This window comes from Allobosea minatitlanensis (assembly GCF_964020775.1).
This window is the reverse complement of sequence record NZ_OZ224509.1, coordinates 91,207-109,457: the sequence shown is the minus strand read 5'-3', so window position 1 is coordinate 109,457 and position 18,251 is coordinate 91,207. Positions and strand designations below refer to the sequence as shown.

Below are 18,251 nucleotides of genomic sequence, written 5' to 3'. Positions count from 1 at the left end.
CCGGCACGAGGCTTGGGAGGGCCTTCGATGTTTCGCTTTGCGCTGACGCGGATCGGGATGGCGCTGCCGACGCTGCTGATCGTGGCGGTCTCGGTCTTCGTCCTGATCCGGCTGATCCCGGGCGACCCCGCCCAGTTGATGCTGGGCGATCTCGCGACGCCGGCGAGCCTGGCCGATCTGCGGGCCCGGCTCGGGCTCGACCAGAGCCTTCCCGTCCAGTTCGGCATCTGGTTCGGCAATGTGCTGACCGGCGATTTCGGCCAGTCGATCTCGTCGCAGCAGGCGGTGCTGCCGCTGATTTTGCAGCGCTTCGCGGTCAGCGCCCAGATCGTGCTGGCCGCCGTCTTCCTGGCGAGCCTGTTCGCGGTGCCGGCCGGCGTCGTCGCCGCCTGGAAGCAGGATTCCGCGCTCGATATCGGCCTCGTCGGCGCGGCGACGCTGCTGCTCTCGATCCCGACCTTCTGGCTCGGCCTGCTGCTGCTGCTGTTCTTCGGGCTGAAGCTCGGCTGGCTGCCGGTCGTCGGCTATGTCTCGATCGCCGACGACTGGAAGGCGGGGCTGCTCTACCTCGTCATGCCGATCATGACGCTGTTCCTGCACGAGATGGGCGTCATCCTGCGCATGGCCCGCGCCTCGACGCTGGAGGTCTTGAGGCTCGACTACATCACCCATGCCCGCGCCAAGGGCCTGTCGGAAGGCGCGGTGCTCTGGCGCCACGCCTTCAAGAACGCCTTCGGCCCGACCTGGACCCTGATCGGCCTCGTGCTCGGCAACCTGCTCGGCGGCATAGCGGTGGTCGAGACGGTCTTCACCATCCCGGGATTGGGCCGCCTGCTGGTCGATGCGATCTTCGCCCGCGACTATCCGGTGATCCAGGGCTGCATGCTCTTCGTCGCCTTCACCTATGTGCTGGTGAACCTCGTGATCGACCTCTGCTATCCGATCTTCGACCCGAGGGTGGCCGCACAATGAGCAGCGACAGCACCGTGAGCGCCGGCGGCGCCATGAAGAGGGACCGCCGCATGAAGCTGCCTGCCCCCAACGCGCTGGTCGGCGGCACGCTGATCGCCATCCTGCTCGCCGCCGCCGGCACCGGGGCGCTGTGGACGCCCTACGATCCGCTCAAGCTCTCCTTCCGCGAAAAGCTCGCGGCGCCCTCCGCGCTGCACTGGCTCGGCACCGACGAATTCGGCCGCGATGTGCTCTCGCGCCTGATGGCGGGCGCGGCGACCTCGGTCTGGATCAGCATCCTGACCGTGACGCTCGCCGTGGTGATGGGCACCGCGATCGGCCTCGTCTCCGGCTATCTGCGCGGCTGGGCCGACCGCGTCATCATGGCCTTCAACGACGCGCTGCTCGCCTTCCCCGGCATCCTGCTGGCGCTCGGCCTGCTCGCCGTGCTCGGCGCCAACAAATACGGCATCATCGTCGCGCTCGGCATCGCCTACACGCCCTCGGTCGCCCGCGTCGTGCGCGGCACGGTGCTGTCGCTGCGCGAGCGCGAGTTCATCGCCGCCTCGCGCGTCATGGGCAATGGCGAGGGCTTCACCATGCTCCGCCACATCCTGCCGAACTGCATCGCCCCGCTGACCGTGCTCGCCACCTCGATGTTCGGCTATGTGCTGCTGGCCGAGAGCGCGCTCTCCTTCCTGGGCCTGGGCGTGCCGCCGCCGGCCCCGACCTGGGGCAACATGCTGGCGGGCTCTCGGCCCTATATCGACCAGGCCGCCTGGCTCGGCATCTTCCCCGGCCTGTGCATCTCGCTGACCCTGCTCGGCATCAACCTGCTCGGCGACGCGCTGCGCGACAAGCTCGACCCGCGGATGAGGGGCGCACGATGACCACCACGGCCCCTCTCCTCGACGTCGCCCATCTCACCCTGACGATCGGCACCGCCGGCCGCCGCGTGGTCGACGACGTCTCCTTCCAGGTCTTCCCGGGCGAGATCGTCGGCATCGTCGGCGAATCCGGCTCGGGCAAGACGCTCGCGGCAAGGGCCGTGATGGGCTTCGTCCCGCCGGCGGTCCGGCTCGCCGGGGGGAGCATCCGCTTCGAGGGCCGCGACGTGATGGCGATGTCGGGCAAGGAGCTGCGCGCCATGCGCGGCGCCAAGGTCGGCATGGTCTTCCAGGAGCCGATGACCTCGCTCAACCCCTCGATGCTGATCGGCCGCCAGCTCGACGAGGGGCTGGCGCTGCACCGCGGGCTCGACGCCCCCGCCCGCCGGGCGCTGATCCTCGACATGCTGGAGCGCGTCGGCATCCGCGATCCCGAGGGCGCGCTCGACGCCTATCCGCACCAGTTCTCCGGCGGCATGCGCCAGCGCATCATGCTGGCCTCGGTGATGCTGCTGAAGCCCGCTTTGCTTCTCGCCGACGAGCCGACCACCGCGCTCGACGCCGTGGTCCAGCGCGACGTGATGGAGCTGATGGTCGAGCTGACCCAGGCCAACGACACCGCCGTGCTGCTGATCTCGCACGATCTCGGCATGGTGGCGCGCTATTGCAGCCGCATCGTCGTGATGTGCCGGGGCGAGGTGGTCGAGCAGGGCACGGCCGAGGACATCCTCGCCCGGCCGCGGCACCCCTATACCCGCAAGCTGCTGGCGGCGATGCCGCAGCGCCTGCCCGCCCGCTTCCTGCCGCAGGGCGAGACCCCGATCGTCGCCGTGCGCGACCTCGTCGTCGACTATCCCGGCCGGCAGGGCTTCTTCCGCAGGAGCGCGCCGAAGCGCGCGCTGCACGGCATCAGCATCGCCGTGCAGCCGGGCGAGGTCGTCGCGGTGGTCGGCGGCTCGGGCTCGGGCAAGACCACGCTCGGCCAGTCCATCGCCGGGCTGGTGAAGCCTGCCGGCGGCGAGATCCTGTTCAACGGCAAGCCGATCGCGAAGAGCGACACGGCCTATTGGGACTACCGGCTCAACTGCCAGATGGTCTTCCAGGACCCCTATTCCTCGCTCGACCCGCGCATGACGATCCGCCAGCTCGTCGGCGAGCCGCTCAGGCTGGTCGAGGATATGGACGCCTCCGCCAGGCAGGCCCGCATCGCCGAGGTGCTGGCCGAGGTCGGCTTGAGCGACGGCTTCGCCGAGCGCTTTCCGCACGAGCTCTCCGGCGGCCAGCGCCAGCGCGTCGCCATCGCCCGCGCCATCGTCCGCCGGCCGAGCTTCGTCATCGCCGACGAGCCGGTCTCCGCGCTCGACGTCACCGTGCGCGCCCAGGTGCTCGCCCTCTTCGACGAACTCCAGAAGAAGCACGGCTTCTCCTGCCTGTTCATCAGCCACGATCTCGGCGTCGTCGAGCAGGTCGCCGACCGCGTCGTCGTCATGCAGGACGGCCGCATCGTTGAGGAAGGCCCCCGCGACGCCATCTTCGACGCCCCCCGCCACCCCTACACCAGGAAGCTCCTCTCCGCCGTCCCAGGACTCGAAGCCACCGGCGACGGCGGCGTCAGGCTGTTCTGGCGGCTCGGCGAGGGCGAGGCGACGGCGCCGGCGTGAACCGCCGCGCTCCGCGGAATCGCGCGTCATCCCGGACGAAGCGGAGAGCCGGGATCCATGCCTGAGCCGTTGCCGGAAGGATTCCGGCATGGATCCCGGGTCGAACCCGGGATGACCATATGGTGTTGCGCCGGATCACCGCCGGCAGCAGGAGCGGAGGGTCAGCCCTTGCGCTGCTTGGAGCCGACCAGCTCGTCCCATTTGCGGAAGGCGACGACCATCCTGTCGGGCTTCAGCGGCAGCTCGATCGGGTTGTTGGCGATGAGGTCGGCATATTCCGGCCGGCCGAACTCGGCGATGACCTCCTGGCTGCGCTGCGGCGCCAGCGAGAGCGGCACGTTCTTCACCGCCGGGCCGGGATAGAGATAGCCCTCGTCGTAGGAATAGGCCTGCATCTTCGGCTGCAGCACATGCTTCATGATGTCGAGCACCACGGCGAGCCGGTCGTTCGGCAGCCCCTTCGGGACGCACATGAAGAAGGCGTCCGAGACCCAGTGGAAGCCCTTCAGTGTCTGGATCTTGGCTTCCTTCGGCACGATGCCGAGCGCGCGCGGATTGATGTCCCAGCCCGTGGTCGAGATGATGATGTCGCGCGAGCCGTCGCCGAACTCCTTCATCGTCGCGCCGGTGCCGGCCGGGTAATACTCGATGTACTGGCCGAGCTCCTGCAGATAGGCCCAGGTCTTGTCCCAGCCGCCGACCGGGTCCTGCGGATCCTTGTCGCCGAGGAGATAGGGCAGGCCCATCATGAAGGTGCGGCCGGGGCCGGAATTGGTCGGGCGCGCATACATGAACTTGTTGGGGTTGGCCTTGGCCCAGGCCAGCAGCTCCTCAGCCGTGGTCGGCACCTGTTTGACGCGATCGGGCATGTATTCGAGCAGCGGGCCGGAGGGATAGTAGTTCACCACCACGCCGAAGCCCGCGCCCTGCGCCTTGTGCAGGTTGAGCGCCGCCGGCTCGTAATTCTCCTCGATGCCGGGGAAGACCTCGGCGAAATCGGGGAAGATCTTCAGCCAGAGATTCTGCTCGAGCCCGGCGGCGAGGCCGTCGCTGCCGGTCAGAACGAGGTCGAGATCGGAGCGGCCGGCATCCTGCTGCGCCTTGATCTTGCTGGCCAGCTCCGGCGCCGGCGCCTTCACATAGGTGATGCGCGAGGCGCGCTTCGGGTTGGCGGTGCGGTAGTCGTCGAAGGCCTGCTGCATCAGCGCCAGCGCCCCGCCGACATCGATGATGCTGATCGCCACCGGCGCCGAAGGCAGCGCCGGAGCCGCGGCGAAGGCGCCGCCCGCGCCGGTCGCCAGCGCGCCGAGGCCGCCGAGCACCGCGCGGCGGTCGATTCCCGTCTTGAACTGCGTCATGGTCATTCCCCTCTCTTGCTTTGATAGTGACGTCTTCAGGCTGCCGCGGTGGCGGCGAAGTCGCGGGTGACGTCGCCGACACGCAGGCGCGCGACCCGCAATTCCGGCGACCAGTCGATCGCGCTTTCCGGCAGGACGATGCCGGCCGTCTCCAGCGCGCCGGCGATCGCCGCGAGCGCATGGGTCGAGGCCATGGCGACCGCCTCCTCCGGCGTGGCGATGCCCCAGGCGACGACGTTGCGCACGGCCTCGTCGAGCCTGAGCGCCGAGCCGGCGAGCGAGACGCCGCCGGGCTGGCGCACCGAGCCGTCGGCGGCGAGATCGACCGGCATGCCGGCGAAGCTGTAGCGTCCGGGCGCGGCGCCGGCCGCGACCACCGCGTCGGTGACCAGGATCGAGCGCGCCAGGCCCTTGGCCCGGATCAGGCTCTTCAGCGCCTTGGGGTGGATATGGATGCCGTCGGCGATGAAGCCGGCCATCAGGCGGTCCTCGGCGAGCTGCGCGAAGAGCGGATTGACCAGCTTGTGCATCTGCTGCGGCAGGCCGTTGCCGAGATGGGTCGAGAGCGTGGCCCCCGCATCGGCCGCCGCCGCAACGATATCGAACTCCGCCGCGGCATGGCCGATCGCGACGACCTTGCCCCGCGCCGCCAGCGCCGCCGTGGCCGCGATCCCGCCGGCCATCTCCGGGGCCAGCGTCACCATCAGGATCGGGCGCCGCAGGCCTGTCTCCAGCCGCGCGACCAGCTCCGCATCGGCCGGCGTCATCGCCCCGGGCGGATGGCAGCCGGCATAGCCGCCGGCCGGGTTCAGGAACGGCCCTTCGAGATGGTAGCCCGGGCACATCAGCGGCCCGAGCCGGCTCTGCGACACCGCCGCGTCGAGCGCCGCGAGGCGCGCCTGCAGCTCGTGCGGATGGGCGGTGATGACGGTCGGCAGGCAGGTGACGACGCCGGTCGCCAGCATCGCCTCCAAAGCCCGGTCGAGCTCCGCCGCGGTGATCGCGGCGGAATTGAAATCGACCCCGGCGAAGCCGTTGACCTGGAGATCGACGAGGCCGGCGGTGCGCATCCTCAGCCCTTCCGCGTCAGCAGCGAGGCGGCCGGCGGATCGATGAAGAGCACCGTGCGCGGATGGTTCTGCAGGATCGAGGCCGGAGCGAGGTTGCTCACCGGCCCCTCCAGCGCCGCCTGCGTCGCCTGCGCCTTGCGGGCATCGGAGACCGACAGCACGATCAGCTCGCTCTTCATGATCTGGCGGATGCTCATCGAGATCGCCTGCCGCGGCACGGACTCGAAGTCCGGGAACCAGCCCTCGCCGAGCTGCTGGCGCCGGCAGGCCTCGTCCAGCGTCACCACGATATAGGGGTCCTCGGTCTCGAAATCGGCCGGCGGATCGTTGAAGGCGAGGTGGCAGTTCTCGCCGATGCCGGCGAAGCAGACCGCGATGCGCCGGCCGGCGAGCAGTCCGTTGAGCTTCGCCACATTCGCCTGCGCGTCGCCCTCGCCGTCGACCGGCACGAAGCGCGGCGCATCCTTCAGCGGCGCCAGGAAGCGCTCGCGCAGATAGCGCCGGAAGCTCGCCGGATGCGTCTCGGGCAGGCCGACATATTCGTCGAGATGGAAGGCCGTGACCTTCGACCAGTCGATGCCCTCGGCCGCGACCAGATGCGTCAGCATCTCGAACTGGCTCGCCCCCGTGGCGACGATGATCGAGGCCGCGCCGTCGCGGGCGATCGCCGCCCGGATCGCCTCGGCGCCCAGCGCCGCGGCCTGGCGGCCGAGAACGTCCTTATCGGCGGCGACATGCATCTCGATCATGGATTTTTGAACCTTTTACGCTGGGAATTTTCCGATATTCTGGAACCGAGCTTCACCAAGGTCTCCCGGAAACGCAATGATTAATTTTGAACGAAACCGTTCCGAAAGATCGGGCCGCGCCGGGAAGAGCCGATGAGCCTGGTCGCGCTCGACGAGACGCGCTTCGCATCGGCGCATCAGCGCGACCGGGCCCGCGCCTATGGGCTGATCCTCGCCGGCCGGGCGCATTCGCGCGGCGAGCTCAGCCGCCTGCTCGGGCTGCGCTCGACCAGCACCTCCCGCGTCGTCGCCGATCTGGTCGCCAGCCGCCTCGTCATCGAGACCACCGGCGAGACCGCCGGGCGCGGCCGGCCCGCGGCGATCCTGCTGGCCCATACCCGGCGGATCGGCGCTTCCGTGATCCATGTCGCGAGCCGGTCGCTCTCCGGCGCCCTGGTCGACCTCAACGGGCAGATCGTGGCGGAGCGGCGCAGGCTGGTCGAGGCGCAGGCCGGAAACGCGGCCATCGCCGAGGCCATGGCCGACCTCGCCCGGAGCCTGCTCGACGCGATGCCGGCCGGCATGAGCCATGCCGGCACCGCCGTCTCCCTCTCCGGCCTGATCGACCTGCGCCGCGGCCAGTGGCTGCTGGCGTCGCGGTGGCCGCGGATGCGCGGGCTCGATATCGCGGCGGTGCTGGCGCCGATCGCCGGCCCGGTCGAGATCTGCCGCAATCTCGACGCCGAACTGCGCGCCCGCGCCGCGCGCGAGCCGGAGCCGTTCAGCGGCGGCACCCTGCTGCTGCACTGGGGCTGGGGCATCGGCCTGGCCTATGCGCAGGACGGCAGGCCCTTCGCGCCGGCCGGCTCCTTCGGCGAGCTCGGCCACTGGCGGCTCGCCGCGCTCGGCGGCCGGCAATGCGGCTGCGGCAACACCGGCTGCCTCGAGACCGGGGCGGCGCTCTGGGCCCTGCTGCCCGCCCTGCGCCGCCACTGGCCCGCTCTCGACGAGGACGAGAAGCGGCTGGCGCGGCAGCTCGCCCCGCTCGACCTCGTCGCCCTGCCGGAGATCGACATCGCCTGCCGCTCCCTGGCCCGGGCGCTGGCCAATGCCTGCCGCCTGCTGTTTCCGGCCCGCATCGCGGTGAGCGGCCCCTTCGCCGCCAACCCGCAGCTCTGGGCGCATTTCAACGCGCTGTTCCGCGCCGAGGGCACCATGGACGGGTTTTCGGTCCCGGACCTCGTCAGCGTCGATGCCGGCCAGCTCTACGAGATCCACGGCGCCGCCGCCCCGCTGCTCGGCCGCGCCGCCGAAGCGCTCCTGCTCGCCCGGGGCTGACGCCCGCCGGACGCCCGAAAGCGGGCAGCGGCCATGCCGTCGATAGCGCTTGGCATCCGTGAAAGTGGTGCACTAGTATCCCAGGAAAGGCCGACGGCGCCCCTGACGGCGCCGGAAGAGAGCCGCGAACCCAGGGAGAGATCATGACCCATCCGACACGACGCGCCCTCATGGCCGGCGCCGCCGGCCTCGCCGCCCTGAAGACGGGGGCAGCCTTCGCGCAGGGGGCCGCCGGCCCCGTCGCGCTCAACATCATCGACGTCGCCGGCAATCTGCAGCTCACCCAGGCGGCGATCGAGCGTTTCGCCAAGGAGAACCCGAAGCTCGTCTCGCGGCTGAATTTTTCGCGCGCGCCTTCTCCGGAACTGCCCGGCAAGCTCAAGGCGCAGCAGGCGGCCAACCGCGTCGACATCGACCTGGTCCTGACCGGCCCCGGCGCGATGTCGGACGGCATCCAGCAGGGCCTCTGGGTCGATGTCTGGAAATCGCATGCCGCGAGCCTGCCGAAGCAGGAAGAGGTCTATCACGAGCAGGCGCTGATGATGCAGCGCAACTTCGGCCAGAACGAGGGGGTCGCGGTGGTCTACTCGCCCTCCGGCCCGCTGTTCGAATACATGCCCGATCGCCTCAAGACCGTACCGAAGACGGCCGCGGAACTGCTCGCCTATGTGAAGCAGAATCCCAACCGCTTCACCTATGCCCGGCCTGTCAATTCCGGACCCGGCTGGACCTGGCTGATGGGCCTGCCCTACATCCTCGGCGATTCCGACCCGGGCGACCCGATGAAGGGCTGGGACAAGAGCTGGGCCTATCTCAAGGAGCTCGGCACCGGCATCGACTATTACCCCGGTGGCACGACCGGAACGATGAAGGAGCTCGGCGAGGGCACGCGCGACGTCATCGTCTCGACGCTGGGCTGGGATATCAATCCGCGCGCGCTCGGCATCGTGCCGAAGGAGGCCAAGGTCTTCGTCCTCGACAACACCCACTGGATCCCGGACACGCAGTTCATGTGCGTCCCCAAGGGCGTCCCGGCCGAGAAGATGCCGGCCCTGCTGGCCCTGATGTCCTACATGCTGAAGCCGGAAGCCCAGGCCTACACCTTCGACAAGGGCTATTTCTATCCCGGCCCGGCGGTGAAGGGCGTGACCCTGGCCCAGGCGCCGCAGGAGAGCCGCGACGTGCTCGCCGAATTCGGCCGCCCCGAATACGACAAGCTGATCGAGAGCCTGCCAACCCGGCCGCCATTGACGCCCGAACGCCTCGTCGCCGCCTTCCGCCGCTGGGACCAGGAGATCGGCGCCGGCCACGGCGCGCCGCAATAAGGGCTGTCCAGCATGCGTTTCGCGGCCATCGGCCTCGACCATCGCCATGTCTACCACATGGTCGGCGGTCTCCTCGAAGCCGGCGCGCAATGCGTCGGCTTCGACCCCGCGACCAGCGACGAGCGGGTGCTCGCAGGCTTCCGCGAGCGCTTTCCGGCCCTGCCGGAACGCAGCGCGGAGCGGCTGATCGAGGATCCCTCGATCGACCTCGTCCTCTGCGCCGCCATCCCCTCGGAGCGCGCCGCCATCGCCATCCGCGCGATGCGGGCGGGCAAGGACGTGATGGTCGACAAGCCCGGCGTCACCGATTTCGACCAGCTCGCGGCGGTGGAGCGGGCGGTTGCCGAAACCGGCCGCATCTTTTCCGTGTGCTTTTCCGAACGCTTCATCGTTCCCTCGACCATCATAGCCGGCAAACTGATTGCGGATGGCGCGATCGGCCGCGTCGTCCAGACGATCGGACTCGGACCGCACCGCTTCAACCGCGCGATCCGGCCGGGCTGGTTCTTCGACAAGCGCCATTACGGCGGCATCCTGACCGACATCGCCTCGCACCAGATCGACCAGTTCCTGCACTTCACCGGCTCGGACGACGCCGGAATCGTCGCCTCGGGCGTCGGCCATTTCGGCGATCCGGATTTCCCCGATTTCGAGGATTTCGGCGAGGTCCTGCTGCGCAGCGACCGGGCCGGCGGCTATATCCGCGTCGACTGGTTCACCGCCGACGGCCTGCCGACCTGGGGCGACGGGCGCCTCGCCATCCTCGGCACCGAAGGCACGATCGAATTGCGCAAATATGTCGACGTCGCCGGCCGTCCCGGCACCGACCACGTCTTCCTCGTCGACAGGGCCGGCACCCGCCATATCGACGCCTCGCAGGAGCCGCTGACCTACTTCCGCGACCTGATCGCGGATATCGGCGCCCGCGGCGAAACCGCCATGAGCCAGCGCCACGCCTTCACCGTCTGCCGCCTCGCGCTGGAAGCCCAGGCGAAGGCGGCCTGGCTGCCGGCGCGGCCGCAGCCAGGCTGAACCCGCTCGTCCCGGGCGACCGAGGGGAGCCCGGGACCCATGCCTGCCCCCGCCGGAAACGCTCCGGCATGGGTCCCGGATCGGCGCCGCTGGCGCGGCTCGTCCCGGATGACCGCGGTGGAAACCGATCGAGCCACAATTGGGAAGCGCCTGACATGACACGCAAGCTCGGCATCGCCGTGATCGGCCTCGGCCCCGCCTCGCTGCCGCATTCCAAGAGCCTTCTCGACCTCGCGGACCGCGCCGAAATCCGCTGGGCGGTGAGCCGCACCCCGGACCGCGCGAAAACCTTCGCCGCGCAGTTCCCGTTTCCGACCACGACCGATCTCGGCACCGTTCTGGCCGACCCCGCTGTCGACGCCGCCATCGTCCTGACGCCGCCCTCGAGCCATCTCGACGTCTCGGCGCTCTGCCTCGAAGCCGGCAAGCATGTCCTGGTCGAGAAGCCTCTGGAACTGACCAGCGCGCGCGGCCGGCGCCTCGTCGACACGGCCCGCCGCGCCGGCAGGACCTTCGGCGTCGTGCTGCAGCACCGTTTCCGCCCGGCGAGCCTGCGCCTCAAGGCGGCGCTCGATTCCGGCGAGCTCGGCAGCATCGAAGCGGCCTTCCTCAACGTGCCCTGGTGGCGCCCGCAGAGCTATTACGACGAGCCCGGCCGCGGCACGCTTGCCCGCGACGGCGGCGGCGTGCTGCTGACGCAGGCGATCCATTCGCTCGACCTGTTCCGCGCGCTGGTCGGCGTCTCCAAGGTGGTCGCCGCGCAGGCCCGGACCACGGCGCTGCACCGGATGGAGACGGAGGACTACGTCTCCGCCCTGCTCGAGACCGGCCATGGCGCGCCCGCGACCCTGATCGCCACCACCGCCGCCTATCCCGGCTATCCCGAGCGCATCGAGATCACCGGCACGAAGGGCTACGCCTCCCTGATCGGCGGGCGGCTGCGGCTCGCCTTCCTCGACGGGCGCGAGGAGATCGTCGAGGCCGAGGGCTCGACCGGCAGCGGCGCCAACATCATGGACTTCCCGCACGACGCCCACCGCGCCGTCATCGCCGACTTCCTCGATGCGATCGAACAGCGCCGCGACCCCGTCGTCACCGGCGAGGAAGCCCTGGCCTCGCAGGAGCTCGTCGACGCCATTCTGAAGGCGGCGCAGGCAAACGCGCCATCGCGTCCTTGACTTCGCCGCGATTTGGGGTGTGTTGCGGGTGATGAACCGCCGTCATTCCCGGCTCGGCCCGGAATCCATCGCAACGCGCTGCGCCCTATGATGGATTCCGGATCGGTGTCGCTTTGCGGCTTGGCCGGAATGACGAGCGTCCTGCAATCCCCATGGTCCCGATGAGCGTCGTCCTCGCCTGCGATCTCGGCGGCAGCAGCTTTCGCGCGGCGCTGATCGACCGGCACGGCGAGACCCGCGCCGAGCAGGCCGTCTCCGGCCCGGCGCTGGACGACCATCTCGATCGCTCCGAAGTCGCGGCGGAGGCCTGGTGGGCGCTGCTGCTCGAAGCGGCGGGCCGCCTCGCCCGCGAGGCCCCCGCCCTCTTCGCCCGGATCGAAGGCATCGCGATCTGCGGCGTGACGCGCACCCAGATCTTCATCGGCCATGACGGCCGGGCGCTGCGCCCGGCCCTGACCTGGAAGGACGCCCGCGCGGGCGAGGCCGCCGCGCGCCTGCGCGGGAAGCTGGGCGATCACCCCGAGGCCGGCCGCATCAACGCCTTCCACCCGCTGGCCCGCCTCGCCTGGCTCGCCGAGGCCGAGCCCGAGCGCTTCCGCGCGCTCGCCCGCGTGCTCGAGCCCAAGGACTATCTGAACGACCGGCTGACCGGCCGGCAGGCGAGCGACCCGGTCTCGATGGCCCGGCTCGTCGCCTGCGCGCGGCCGGGCGCGGCCTCCCCGCTCGCGACGCTCGGCCTGTCCGCCGCCGTGATCCCGACGCTGCTCGCCGCCTGCGATCGCGTCGACCCGGTGCGCGCGGGCCTGCCGGCCCCGTTCGACGCGCTCGCCGGCATACCCGTGTTCTGCGGCGGCAACGATAGCTGGGCCGCCGCCGCCGGCCTCGGCGCGCTGCGGGCAGGCTATGCCTACAACATCTCCGGGACCACCGAGGTGCTGGGCGTTCTAGGCCCGGAGGAGGTCGAGGCCGAGGGCCTGATCACGGTCGACTGGGGCGGGCTCTGGCATCTCGGCGGGCCGAGCCAGAACGGCGCCGACACCGCCGCCTGGCTCGCCGGCCTGCTCGGCGGCTCCGGTCCCGTCGGCGCGCGCATCGAGGAACTGCTCGCGGGCTCGCGCGATCCGCAGCCGCTGATCTTCCTGCCCTATCTGCAGGGCGAGCGTGTGCCCTACTGGAACCCGGACCTGCGCGGCGCCTTCATCGGCCTCAACCGCCGGCACGGCCCGACCGACCTCGCCTATGCGGTGCTCGAGGGCGTCGCCTGCCTCAACCGCATCGTGCTGGAGCGGGCCGAAGCGGCGCTCGGCCGGAGCGTGGGCGAGATCCGTTTCGGCGGCGGCGCCGCGGCCAATCCGGTCTGGGCGCAGATCAAGGCCGATCTCTGCGGCCGCCCCGTCGTCGTCGGCAAGGCCCGCGAGGCCGGCCTGCTCGGCGCGGCGATCATCGCCTGGACCGGGCTCGGGCATTTCCCCTCCCTCGCCGCCGCGCAGGAGGCGCTGGCCGGCACGGACCGGCGCTACGCGCCCGATCCGGCCCGGAAGCCCGCCTATGACGCGCTCTACGCGCTCTTCCGGCGCAGCGAGCAGGCGCTCGCGCCGATCTCCGCCGCTCTCGCCGCGCTGGCGCAGGACCCCGGCCCGCTGCCGGGCCTCGCCGCTGCCCGGCCGATGCCTTAATGGACCCTGCCATGGCCGCCGCCCCGCTCAGCCCCTCCGCGGGCACACCCGCCCCGAAAGCGCCCGTGACGCTGCTCACCGGCGCGTCCGGCGGCATCGTCGGCGCGCTCGCGGCGATCCTGGCGCGCGCCGGCCACCGCCTCGTGCTGTCCGGGCTCGACCAGCCCGGCCTCGATGCCGTGGCCGCCGGGGTCGCCGCCGCCGGCGGCGCATGCGTGACGCTTGCCGGCGACCTGCGCGAGCCCGGCTTCGCGCACACCCTCGTCGCCCGCGCCGTCGAGGCCCATGGCCGCCTCGACCATCTCGTCAGCGGCGCCGGCGCCTCCCGCCCCGTCCCGCTGGTCGAGATGGAGGACGAGGAATGGGACAGGCTGGTCGACCTCAACCTCTCGGCCGTCTTCCGCCTCTCGAAAGCCGCCGCCCGGCAGATGATCGCCCAGGGCGAGGGCGGCGCGATCGTCCACATCTCCTCGATCGCCCACAGCAATGGCGGCGCCAATCTCGCCTATGGCGCGGCCAAGGGCGGCGTCGCGACCCTCACCTACGGCATGGCCCAACAGCTCGGCCCGCATGGCATCCGCGTGAATGCGGTTGCGCCCGGCATCATCGATACGCCAATGGTGCGCCATGGATTCGCTCGGCAGTTCGACGCGCTGGTCGAGGGCGCGGCGCAACGCACGCCGCTGGGGCGGCTGGGACGGCCGGAGGATGTCGCCAACGTGATCGCATTCCTGCTTTCGGAGGGCGCCGCCTTCGTCACCGGCGCGCTGATCCCGATCACCGGCGGCATCGAGATCCTGTCGCCGATCTCGACCATCGCGAAAGGGACCTGAGCCGCATGGGGGGTCTCGACCTGCGCGAATTGATCGGCCGCTACGGCACGGCGATCGCCGGGCTGGCGCTGATCGCGTTCTTCCTGATCTTCGCGCCGAACTTCGCCACCGCGACCAACATCGTCAATGTGCTGAAGGATACGAGCTTCCTCGCCATCCTCGCGCTCGGCTTCACCCTCGCCTTCATCGTGGCGGAACTCGACCTCTCCGTCGCCGAGGTCGCGAGCCTTGCCGCGGTGGTCTGCGGCTGGCTGATCAAGCTCCAGTATCCGCCGGCCGCGGCGGTCGCGGCGGCGCTGGCCGTCGGCGTCGTCTTCGGCACGCTCAACGGCCTCGGCATCACGAAGCTTCGCATTCCCTCGCTGATCATGACGCTGAGCACCGGCGCCATCGCGCGCGGCTGCGCCTTCATGATCACCCAGGGCGTCGCCTTCACCGGGCGCTGGCCGGTCTCCTTCACCGGGCTGGCGCGCGGCGTCACCTTCGGCATCCCCAATCTGGTGCTCTGGCTCGCCGGGGCGACGCTCTTCGCCTGGGGGCTGGTCAAATGGACCCGCACCGGCGCCCATATGGTCGCGACCGGCGAGGCCGACGAGGCGGCTCGCCTCGCCGGGATCGCCACGGCGCGGATGAAGCGCATCGGCCTGCTCCTCGCCGGCCTCTTCGCCGGCATCATGGCGGTGCTGCTCGCCGCCAACCTGTCCTCGGCGGCGCCGAACATGGCGGGCGACTACCTGCTCTATGCCATCGCAGCCGTCCTGCTCGGCATGACCATGTTCGAGCCCGGCAAGCCCAATGTGCCGGGCACGGTCTTCGCGGCGCTGGTCTTGAAGGTGCTCGGCAACGGCTTGGTCCTGCTCGGCGCCGCCTATTACGTTCAGGACATCATGCTCGGCGCGATCATGATCGGCTCGGTCGCCTTCTCGGCCAGCGCGATCCGCAAGGTGGCGTTCAAGGTCTGATGCCCGGACATCACGGTCGCAGAAACGAAAGAAGGGGAGTTCACATGTTCGGTTTGCGGAAAATGCTGGTTGCCGCCGCGGCGCTGCTGGCGCTCGGCCAGTCCGCCGGCGCCTTCGAGCTCGGCATCATCGGCTTCCAGTTCTCGTCGGAGACGCATGCCCGCGTCGCCAACGCCGCGGCGGCCGCCGCCAAGGCCAGGGGCTGGAACGTCACCCTGCTGAACTCGGAAGGCGCGCTGCCCAAGCATGCCGAGCAGTTCGACGCGCTGATCGCCAAGAAGGTCGACGCCATCGTCATCGCCATGGGCAAGCCGGTCGAGGCCGACGCCCAGTTCAAGGCGGCCAGGGACGCGAAGATCCCGGTCATCACCGTGCAGTCGGGCTCGAGCCCGCATGCGCTCTTCGACATCCAGTCGAACGAGTACAAGATCGGCGCCGATGCGGCGCTCTACCTGCTCGGCCAGCTCGGCTATCGGGGCAACATCTTGACCTCGCGCTTCGACCTCAACGTCGCCTCGCGCATCCGCGGCAAGATCCTCGACGCCGTGCTCTCCGAGAACCAGGCGGTGAAGGAGCTCGGCAAGTTCTCGATGGGCCGCACCCAGAGCTGGCGCGACGACGTCCGCTCCGGCATGCAGGCGCTGCTCCTGCAGAACCAGGGCAAGGTCAACGGCATCTGGGCCTCCTTCGACGGGCAGGCCTACATCATCGACGACCTGCTGCAGGCGCAAGGGGTGAAGAAGGGCGAGATCCCGCTCGTCTCGGTCGATGGCGGGCAGGAGAGCTACGAACGCATCGCCGATCCGGCCTCGACCTTCATGGCGACGGTCTCGATCCCCTTCGAGGAGATGGGCAAAAAGGCGGTCGACGCGATCCAGGCCATCGTCGTCGACAAGCAGCCGAAGGAGAGCGTCGCGAGCGGCCCCTATCTCTTCCTGGACGCCGTGCTGGTCGACAAGAACAACGTCCAGCAGTTTTTGAAGAAGTGACGGCGCCGCCGTCATTGCGAGGCGCGAAGCGACGATGACCTCTCCCACCCCCCTCCTCTCGCTGCGCGGCATCGGCAAGAGCTACGGCGCCGTCGTCGCCGTGCGCGAGGTCGATCTCGACATCTTCCCCGGCGAGGTGGTGGCGCTCTGCGGCGACAACGGCGCCGGCAAGTCGAGCCTGATCAAGGTGATCTCCGGCGCCGAGGAGGCGACGAGCGGCACCATCCGCATGCGCGGCGAGCCGGTGGTGTTCGGCTCGCCCCATGACGCGCTGGAGCATGGCGTCGCCACCATCTACCAGGACCTCGCGCTCGCGCCCCGCCTCTCCATCGCCCAGAACGTCTTCATGGGCTCGGAGCTGACGAAGCCGATGCTGCTGCCCTTCCTGCGCGTGCTCGACAAGAAGCGGATGATCGCGGAATCGCGGCGCTACCTGTCGCAGCTTTCCGCCGCCGTCACCGACATGACCCGGCCGGTCGAGCGGCTCTCCGGCGGCCAGCGCCAGGCGGTGGCGATCTCCCGCGCACTGCGCTGGAACGCCGAGATCATCATCATGGACGAGCCGACGGCGGCGCTCGGCGTCAAGGAAAGCGCCCTGGTCCTCGACCTCATCCGCAAGCTCAAGGCGAACGGGCGCACCGTCATCCTGATCAGCCACAACATGCGCGACGTGGTGGCGCTGGCCGACCGCGTCGTCATCATGGGCGCGGGCCGCAAATATGTCGACCGGCCGCTCGGCGACCTCCAGCCCGACGACATCGCCCATATGATCATGGCCGGCAACGCCAAGGCCGCCTGACATGCGCGAGGCCATCGTCATCGACACCGATCCGGGGCAGGACGACGCCGTCGCGCTGCTCCTCGCCTTCGCCAGCGCCGACCGCCTTGAGCTGAAGGCGATCACCACCGTCGCCGGCAACGTGCCCGTCGCGCAAACGACGACCAACGCCCTGCGCATCCGCGACCTCGGCGGGCGCGGCGACATCCCCGTCTTCCGCGGCGCGGAACGGCCGCTCGTCGTCGCGCTCGAAACGGCGGAATTCGTCTGCGGCCCGGATGGCCTCGCGGGCGCGGATCTTCCCGCCCCGGCGAGCGAAGCCGCACCCGGCCACGCCGTGCAGGCAATCGTGGACCTCTGCCGCGCCGCGCCCGATGACGGCATCACGCTCTGCCCGCTCGGACCGCTGACCAATCTCGCGCTCGCCTTCCGGCTCGCCCCCGACATCCTGCCCAAGGTCGGGCGCATCGTGCTGATGGGCGGCGCCGTCGGGCTCGGCAACATCACCCCGGCGGCCGAGTTCAACGCCTATGTCGACCCGCATGCGGCGGCGGTCGTCTTCGGCTGCGGCCGGCCGATCGTGATGTTCGGCCTCGGCGTCACGCTGCAGGCCATCGCCAGCCACGACCAGATCGCCCGCATCGGCCGTCTCGGCAACGCGGCCGGAAAAGCCGTCCACGGCATGCTGACGCGCCCGCGCCCCGGCGGGCTCGGCAGCGACGGCCACCCGATGCACGACCCTTGCGTGATCGCTTACCTGCTCTGGCCCGCGCTGTTCGAGGGGCGCGACTGCTTCGTCGCGGTCGAGACCGGCGACGGTCCCCTGCGCGGCCGCACCACCATCGACTGGAACGGCCGGCTGAAGCGCGCGCCCAACGCCCATGTCGTCGCGACCGTGAAGGCCCATGAGCTGTTCGAGCGGATGATCGAACGCCTCGCCACCTTGCCCTGAGGAACCGCCCCATGCCGCATTTCGTCGAAGCCTTGCAGCAGGAGGCGACCGAGGCCATCGCGCAGATGCGGGAGGCGGCGCTGCGCGCCCGCCACGCCCATGCCCGCGCCGAACTGATGCGCCACATGCTGACCACCGCCCGCAAGGTCAAGGACCGGCCCCGGGCCGAGGCGATCGAGACCGTGGTGCGCGAATGGATGGAGGCCTGGAACCTCGCCCGCAGCGACTGGCCGCATATCGCCCGCGAGATGGAGGCCTTCACCGCGGCCTTCCACGACTATGCCAACGATCCGAGCGACGCCCATGACGCGCATTTGCGCGAGGCCTGCGCCGCGCTCGATGTCGTGCTGGAGCAGGAAGGCACCTCGATCTCCGACCAGATGGCCTTCCGCTCGCAATGCGCCCATGGCTGGTGGGAGCTGGTGAAGCCGGTGCCCGCCGGCCTGCCCGGCCGCAAGCCGCGGCCTTCGGTTCCCCTTCTTGAATCCGGCAAAGCATTCTGGGAAGCCGGCTGCGCCGATTTCTGCCGGTAG

General features: G+C 70.2%; 17 protein-coding genes. 14 read left to right on the top strand and 3 right to left on the bottom strand.

The annotated features are described in order from the left end of the window. Positions 1-27 precede the first annotated feature (27 nt). Genes ACWH43_RS00585 through ACWH43_RS00575 form a run of 3 tightly spaced genes read left to right on the top strand, consistent with a single transcriptional unit; the run spans position 28 to position 3,499 of the window. Positions 28-972, top strand: a complete 945-nt coding sequence (locus tag ACWH43_RS00585; protein ID WP_158446680.1) for an ABC transporter permease — start codon at positions 28-30, stop codon at positions 970-972. A gap of 50 nt (positions 973-1,022) precedes the next feature. Next, complete coding sequence (locus tag ACWH43_RS00580) at positions 1,023-1,841, top strand: ABC transporter permease (protein WP_158446679.1); 819 nt, start codon at positions 1,023-1,025, stop codon at positions 1,839-1,841. After that, complete coding sequence (locus ACWH43_RS00575; protein ID WP_158448153.1) at positions 1,838-3,499, top strand: ABC transporter ATP-binding protein; 1,662 nt, start codon at positions 1,838-1,840, stop codon at positions 3,497-3,499. Before ACWH43_RS00580 ends, ACWH43_RS00575 begins: the two co-directional genes overlap by 4 nt. A 161-nt stretch (positions 3,500-3,660) precedes the next feature. Here ACWH43_RS00575 and ACWH43_RS00570 read toward each other — a convergent pair whose 3' ends face one another. Genes ACWH43_RS00570 through ACWH43_RS00560 form a run of 3 tightly spaced genes read right to left on the bottom strand, consistent with a single transcriptional unit; the run spans position 3,661 to position 6,676 of the window. Continuing rightward, positions 3,661-4,857 carry an ABC transporter substrate-binding protein gene (locus tag ACWH43_RS00570; RefSeq protein WP_158443486.1) on the bottom strand — a complete coding sequence of 399 codons (1,197 nt, stop codon included), beginning with the start codon at positions 4,855-4,857 and terminating at the stop codon, positions 3,661-3,663. Positions 4,858-4,892: 35 nt separating this feature from the next. Then, entirely contained in the window at positions 4,893-5,927 is a 1,035-nt protein-coding gene (locus tag ACWH43_RS00565; protein ID WP_158443483.1) for an amidohydrolase family protein, read from the bottom strand. Between the two features lie 2 nt (positions 5,928-5,929). Further along, positions 5,930-6,676, bottom strand: a complete 747-nt coding sequence (locus ACWH43_RS00560) for a glucosamine-6-phosphate deaminase (RefSeq protein ID WP_158443482.1) — start codon at positions 6,674-6,676, stop codon at positions 5,930-5,932. A 132-nt stretch (positions 6,677-6,808) separates the two neighbouring features. Between ACWH43_RS00560 and ACWH43_RS00555 the strand changes: the two genes are divergently transcribed. The 11 genes from ACWH43_RS00555 (at position 6,809) to ACWH43_RS00505 (ending at position 18,251) form a co-directional block, all read left to right on the top strand. After that, on the top strand, positions 6,809-7,993 hold the full coding sequence (locus ACWH43_RS00555; RefSeq protein WP_158443481.1) for an ROK family protein: 1,185 nt from the start codon (positions 6,809-6,811) through the stop codon (positions 7,991-7,993). A gap of 143 nt (positions 7,994-8,136) precedes the next feature. After that, the gene (locus ACWH43_RS00550) at positions 8,137-9,318 is read left to right on the top strand and encodes an ABC transporter substrate-binding protein (protein WP_158443480.1); all 1,182 of its coding nucleotides are present in this window, start codon (positions 8,137-8,139) and stop codon (positions 9,316-9,318) included. Between the two features lie 12 nt (positions 9,319-9,330). Beyond that, positions 9,331-10,350: a Gfo/Idh/MocA family protein gene (locus ACWH43_RS00545; RefSeq protein ID WP_158443479.1), complete on the top strand. Its 1,020-nt coding sequence runs from the start codon at positions 9,331-9,333 to the stop codon at positions 10,348-10,350. Between the two features lie 155 nt (positions 10,351-10,505). Then, entirely contained in the window at positions 10,506-11,528 is a 1,023-nt protein-coding gene (locus ACWH43_RS00540; RefSeq protein ID WP_158443478.1) for a Gfo/Idh/MocA family protein, read from the top strand. Positions 11,529-11,689: 161 nt separating this feature from the next. Continuing rightward, positions 11,690-13,204 (top strand): xylulokinase, encoded by a 1,515-nt coding sequence (locus ACWH43_RS00535; RefSeq protein WP_158443477.1) that lies wholly within the window; start codon positions 11,690-11,692, stop codon positions 13,202-13,204. Positions 13,205-13,215: 11 nt separating this feature from the next. Beyond that, complete coding sequence (locus ACWH43_RS00530; RefSeq protein ID WP_260348243.1) at positions 13,216-14,037, top strand: SDR family NAD(P)-dependent oxidoreductase; 822 nt, start codon at positions 13,216-13,218, stop codon at positions 14,035-14,037. Between the two features lie 5 nt (positions 14,038-14,042). Beyond that, a complete protein-coding gene (locus tag ACWH43_RS00525; protein ID WP_260348244.1) occupies positions 14,043-14,999 on the top strand; it encodes an ABC transporter permease in 957 nt (318 codons plus the stop codon). A gap of 62 nt (positions 15,000-15,061) precedes the next feature. Further along, entirely contained in the window at positions 15,062-15,988 is a 927-nt protein-coding gene (locus ACWH43_RS00520) for a sugar ABC transporter substrate-binding protein (protein WP_260348245.1), read from the top strand. 34 nt (positions 15,989-16,022) lie between these two features. Beyond that, positions 16,023-16,787, top strand: a complete 765-nt coding sequence (locus tag ACWH43_RS00515) for an ATP-binding cassette domain-containing protein (RefSeq protein ID WP_158443474.1) — start codon at positions 16,023-16,025, stop codon at positions 16,785-16,787. A 1-nt stretch (position 16,788) separates the two neighbouring features. After that, positions 16,789-17,718: a nucleoside hydrolase gene (locus ACWH43_RS00510; protein ID WP_158443473.1), complete on the top strand. Its 930-nt coding sequence runs from the start codon at positions 16,789-16,791 to the stop codon at positions 17,716-17,718. 11 nt (positions 17,719-17,729) lie between these two features. Continuing rightward, a complete protein-coding gene (locus ACWH43_RS00505; RefSeq protein ID WP_158443472.1) occupies positions 17,730-18,251 on the top strand; it encodes a hypothetical protein in 522 nt (173 codons plus the stop codon).

Bases quoted from the DNA above. Each gene is read 5' to 3' on its own strand.
- ACWH43_RS00580 (WP_158446679.1), top strand. From the start codon at position 1,023: ATGAAGCTGCCTGCCCCCAACGCGCTGGTCGGCGGCACGCTGATCGCC.
- ACWH43_RS00515 (WP_158443474.1), top strand. From the start codon at position 16,023: ATGACCTCTCCCACCCCCCTCCTCTCGCTGCGCGGCATCGGCAAGAGC.
- ACWH43_RS00585 (WP_158446680.1), top strand. From the start codon at position 28: ATGTTTCGCTTTGCGCTGACGCGGATCGGGATGGCGCTGCCGACGCTG.
- ACWH43_RS00505 (WP_158443472.1), top strand. From the start codon at position 17,730: ATGCCGCATTTCGTCGAAGCCTTGCAGCAGGAGGCGACCGAGGCCATC.
- ACWH43_RS00575 (WP_158448153.1), top strand. From the start codon at position 1,838: ATGACCACCACGGCCCCTCTCCTCGACGTCGCCCATCTCACCCTGACG.
- ACWH43_RS00520 (WP_260348245.1), top strand. From the start codon at position 15,062: ATGCTGGTTGCCGCCGCGGCGCTGCTGGCGCTCGGCCAGTCCGCCGGC.
- ACWH43_RS00560 (WP_158443482.1), bottom strand. From the start codon at position 6,676: ATGATCGAGATGCATGTCGCCGCCGATAAGGACGTTCTCGGCCGCCAG.
- ACWH43_RS00565 (WP_158443483.1), bottom strand. From the start codon at position 5,927: ATGCGCACCGCCGGCCTCGTCGATCTCCAGGTCAACGGCTTCGCCGGG.
- ACWH43_RS00555 (WP_158443481.1), top strand. From the start codon at position 6,809: ATGAGCCTGGTCGCGCTCGACGAGACGCGCTTCGCATCGGCGCATCAG.
- ACWH43_RS00510 (WP_158443473.1), top strand. From the start codon at position 16,789: ATGCGCGAGGCCATCGTCATCGACACCGATCCGGGGCAGGACGACGCC.
- ACWH43_RS00550 (WP_158443480.1), top strand. From the start codon at position 8,137: ATGACCCATCCGACACGACGCGCCCTCATGGCCGGCGCCGCCGGCCTC.
- ACWH43_RS00545 (WP_158443479.1), top strand. From the start codon at position 9,331: ATGCGTTTCGCGGCCATCGGCCTCGACCATCGCCATGTCTACCACATG.
- ACWH43_RS00525 (WP_260348244.1), top strand. From the start codon at position 14,043: ATGGGGGGTCTCGACCTGCGCGAATTGATCGGCCGCTACGGCACGGCG.
- ACWH43_RS00535 (WP_158443477.1), top strand. From the start codon at position 11,690: ATGAGCGTCGTCCTCGCCTGCGATCTCGGCGGCAGCAGCTTTCGCGCG.
- ACWH43_RS00540 (WP_158443478.1), top strand. From the start codon at position 10,506: ATGACACGCAAGCTCGGCATCGCCGTGATCGGCCTCGGCCCCGCCTCG.
- ACWH43_RS00530 (WP_260348243.1), top strand. From the start codon at position 13,216: ATGGCCGCCGCCCCGCTCAGCCCCTCCGCGGGCACACCCGCCCCGAAA.
- ACWH43_RS00570 (WP_158443486.1), bottom strand. From the start codon at position 4,857: ATGACGCAGTTCAAGACGGGAATCGACCGCCGCGCGGTGCTCGGCGGC.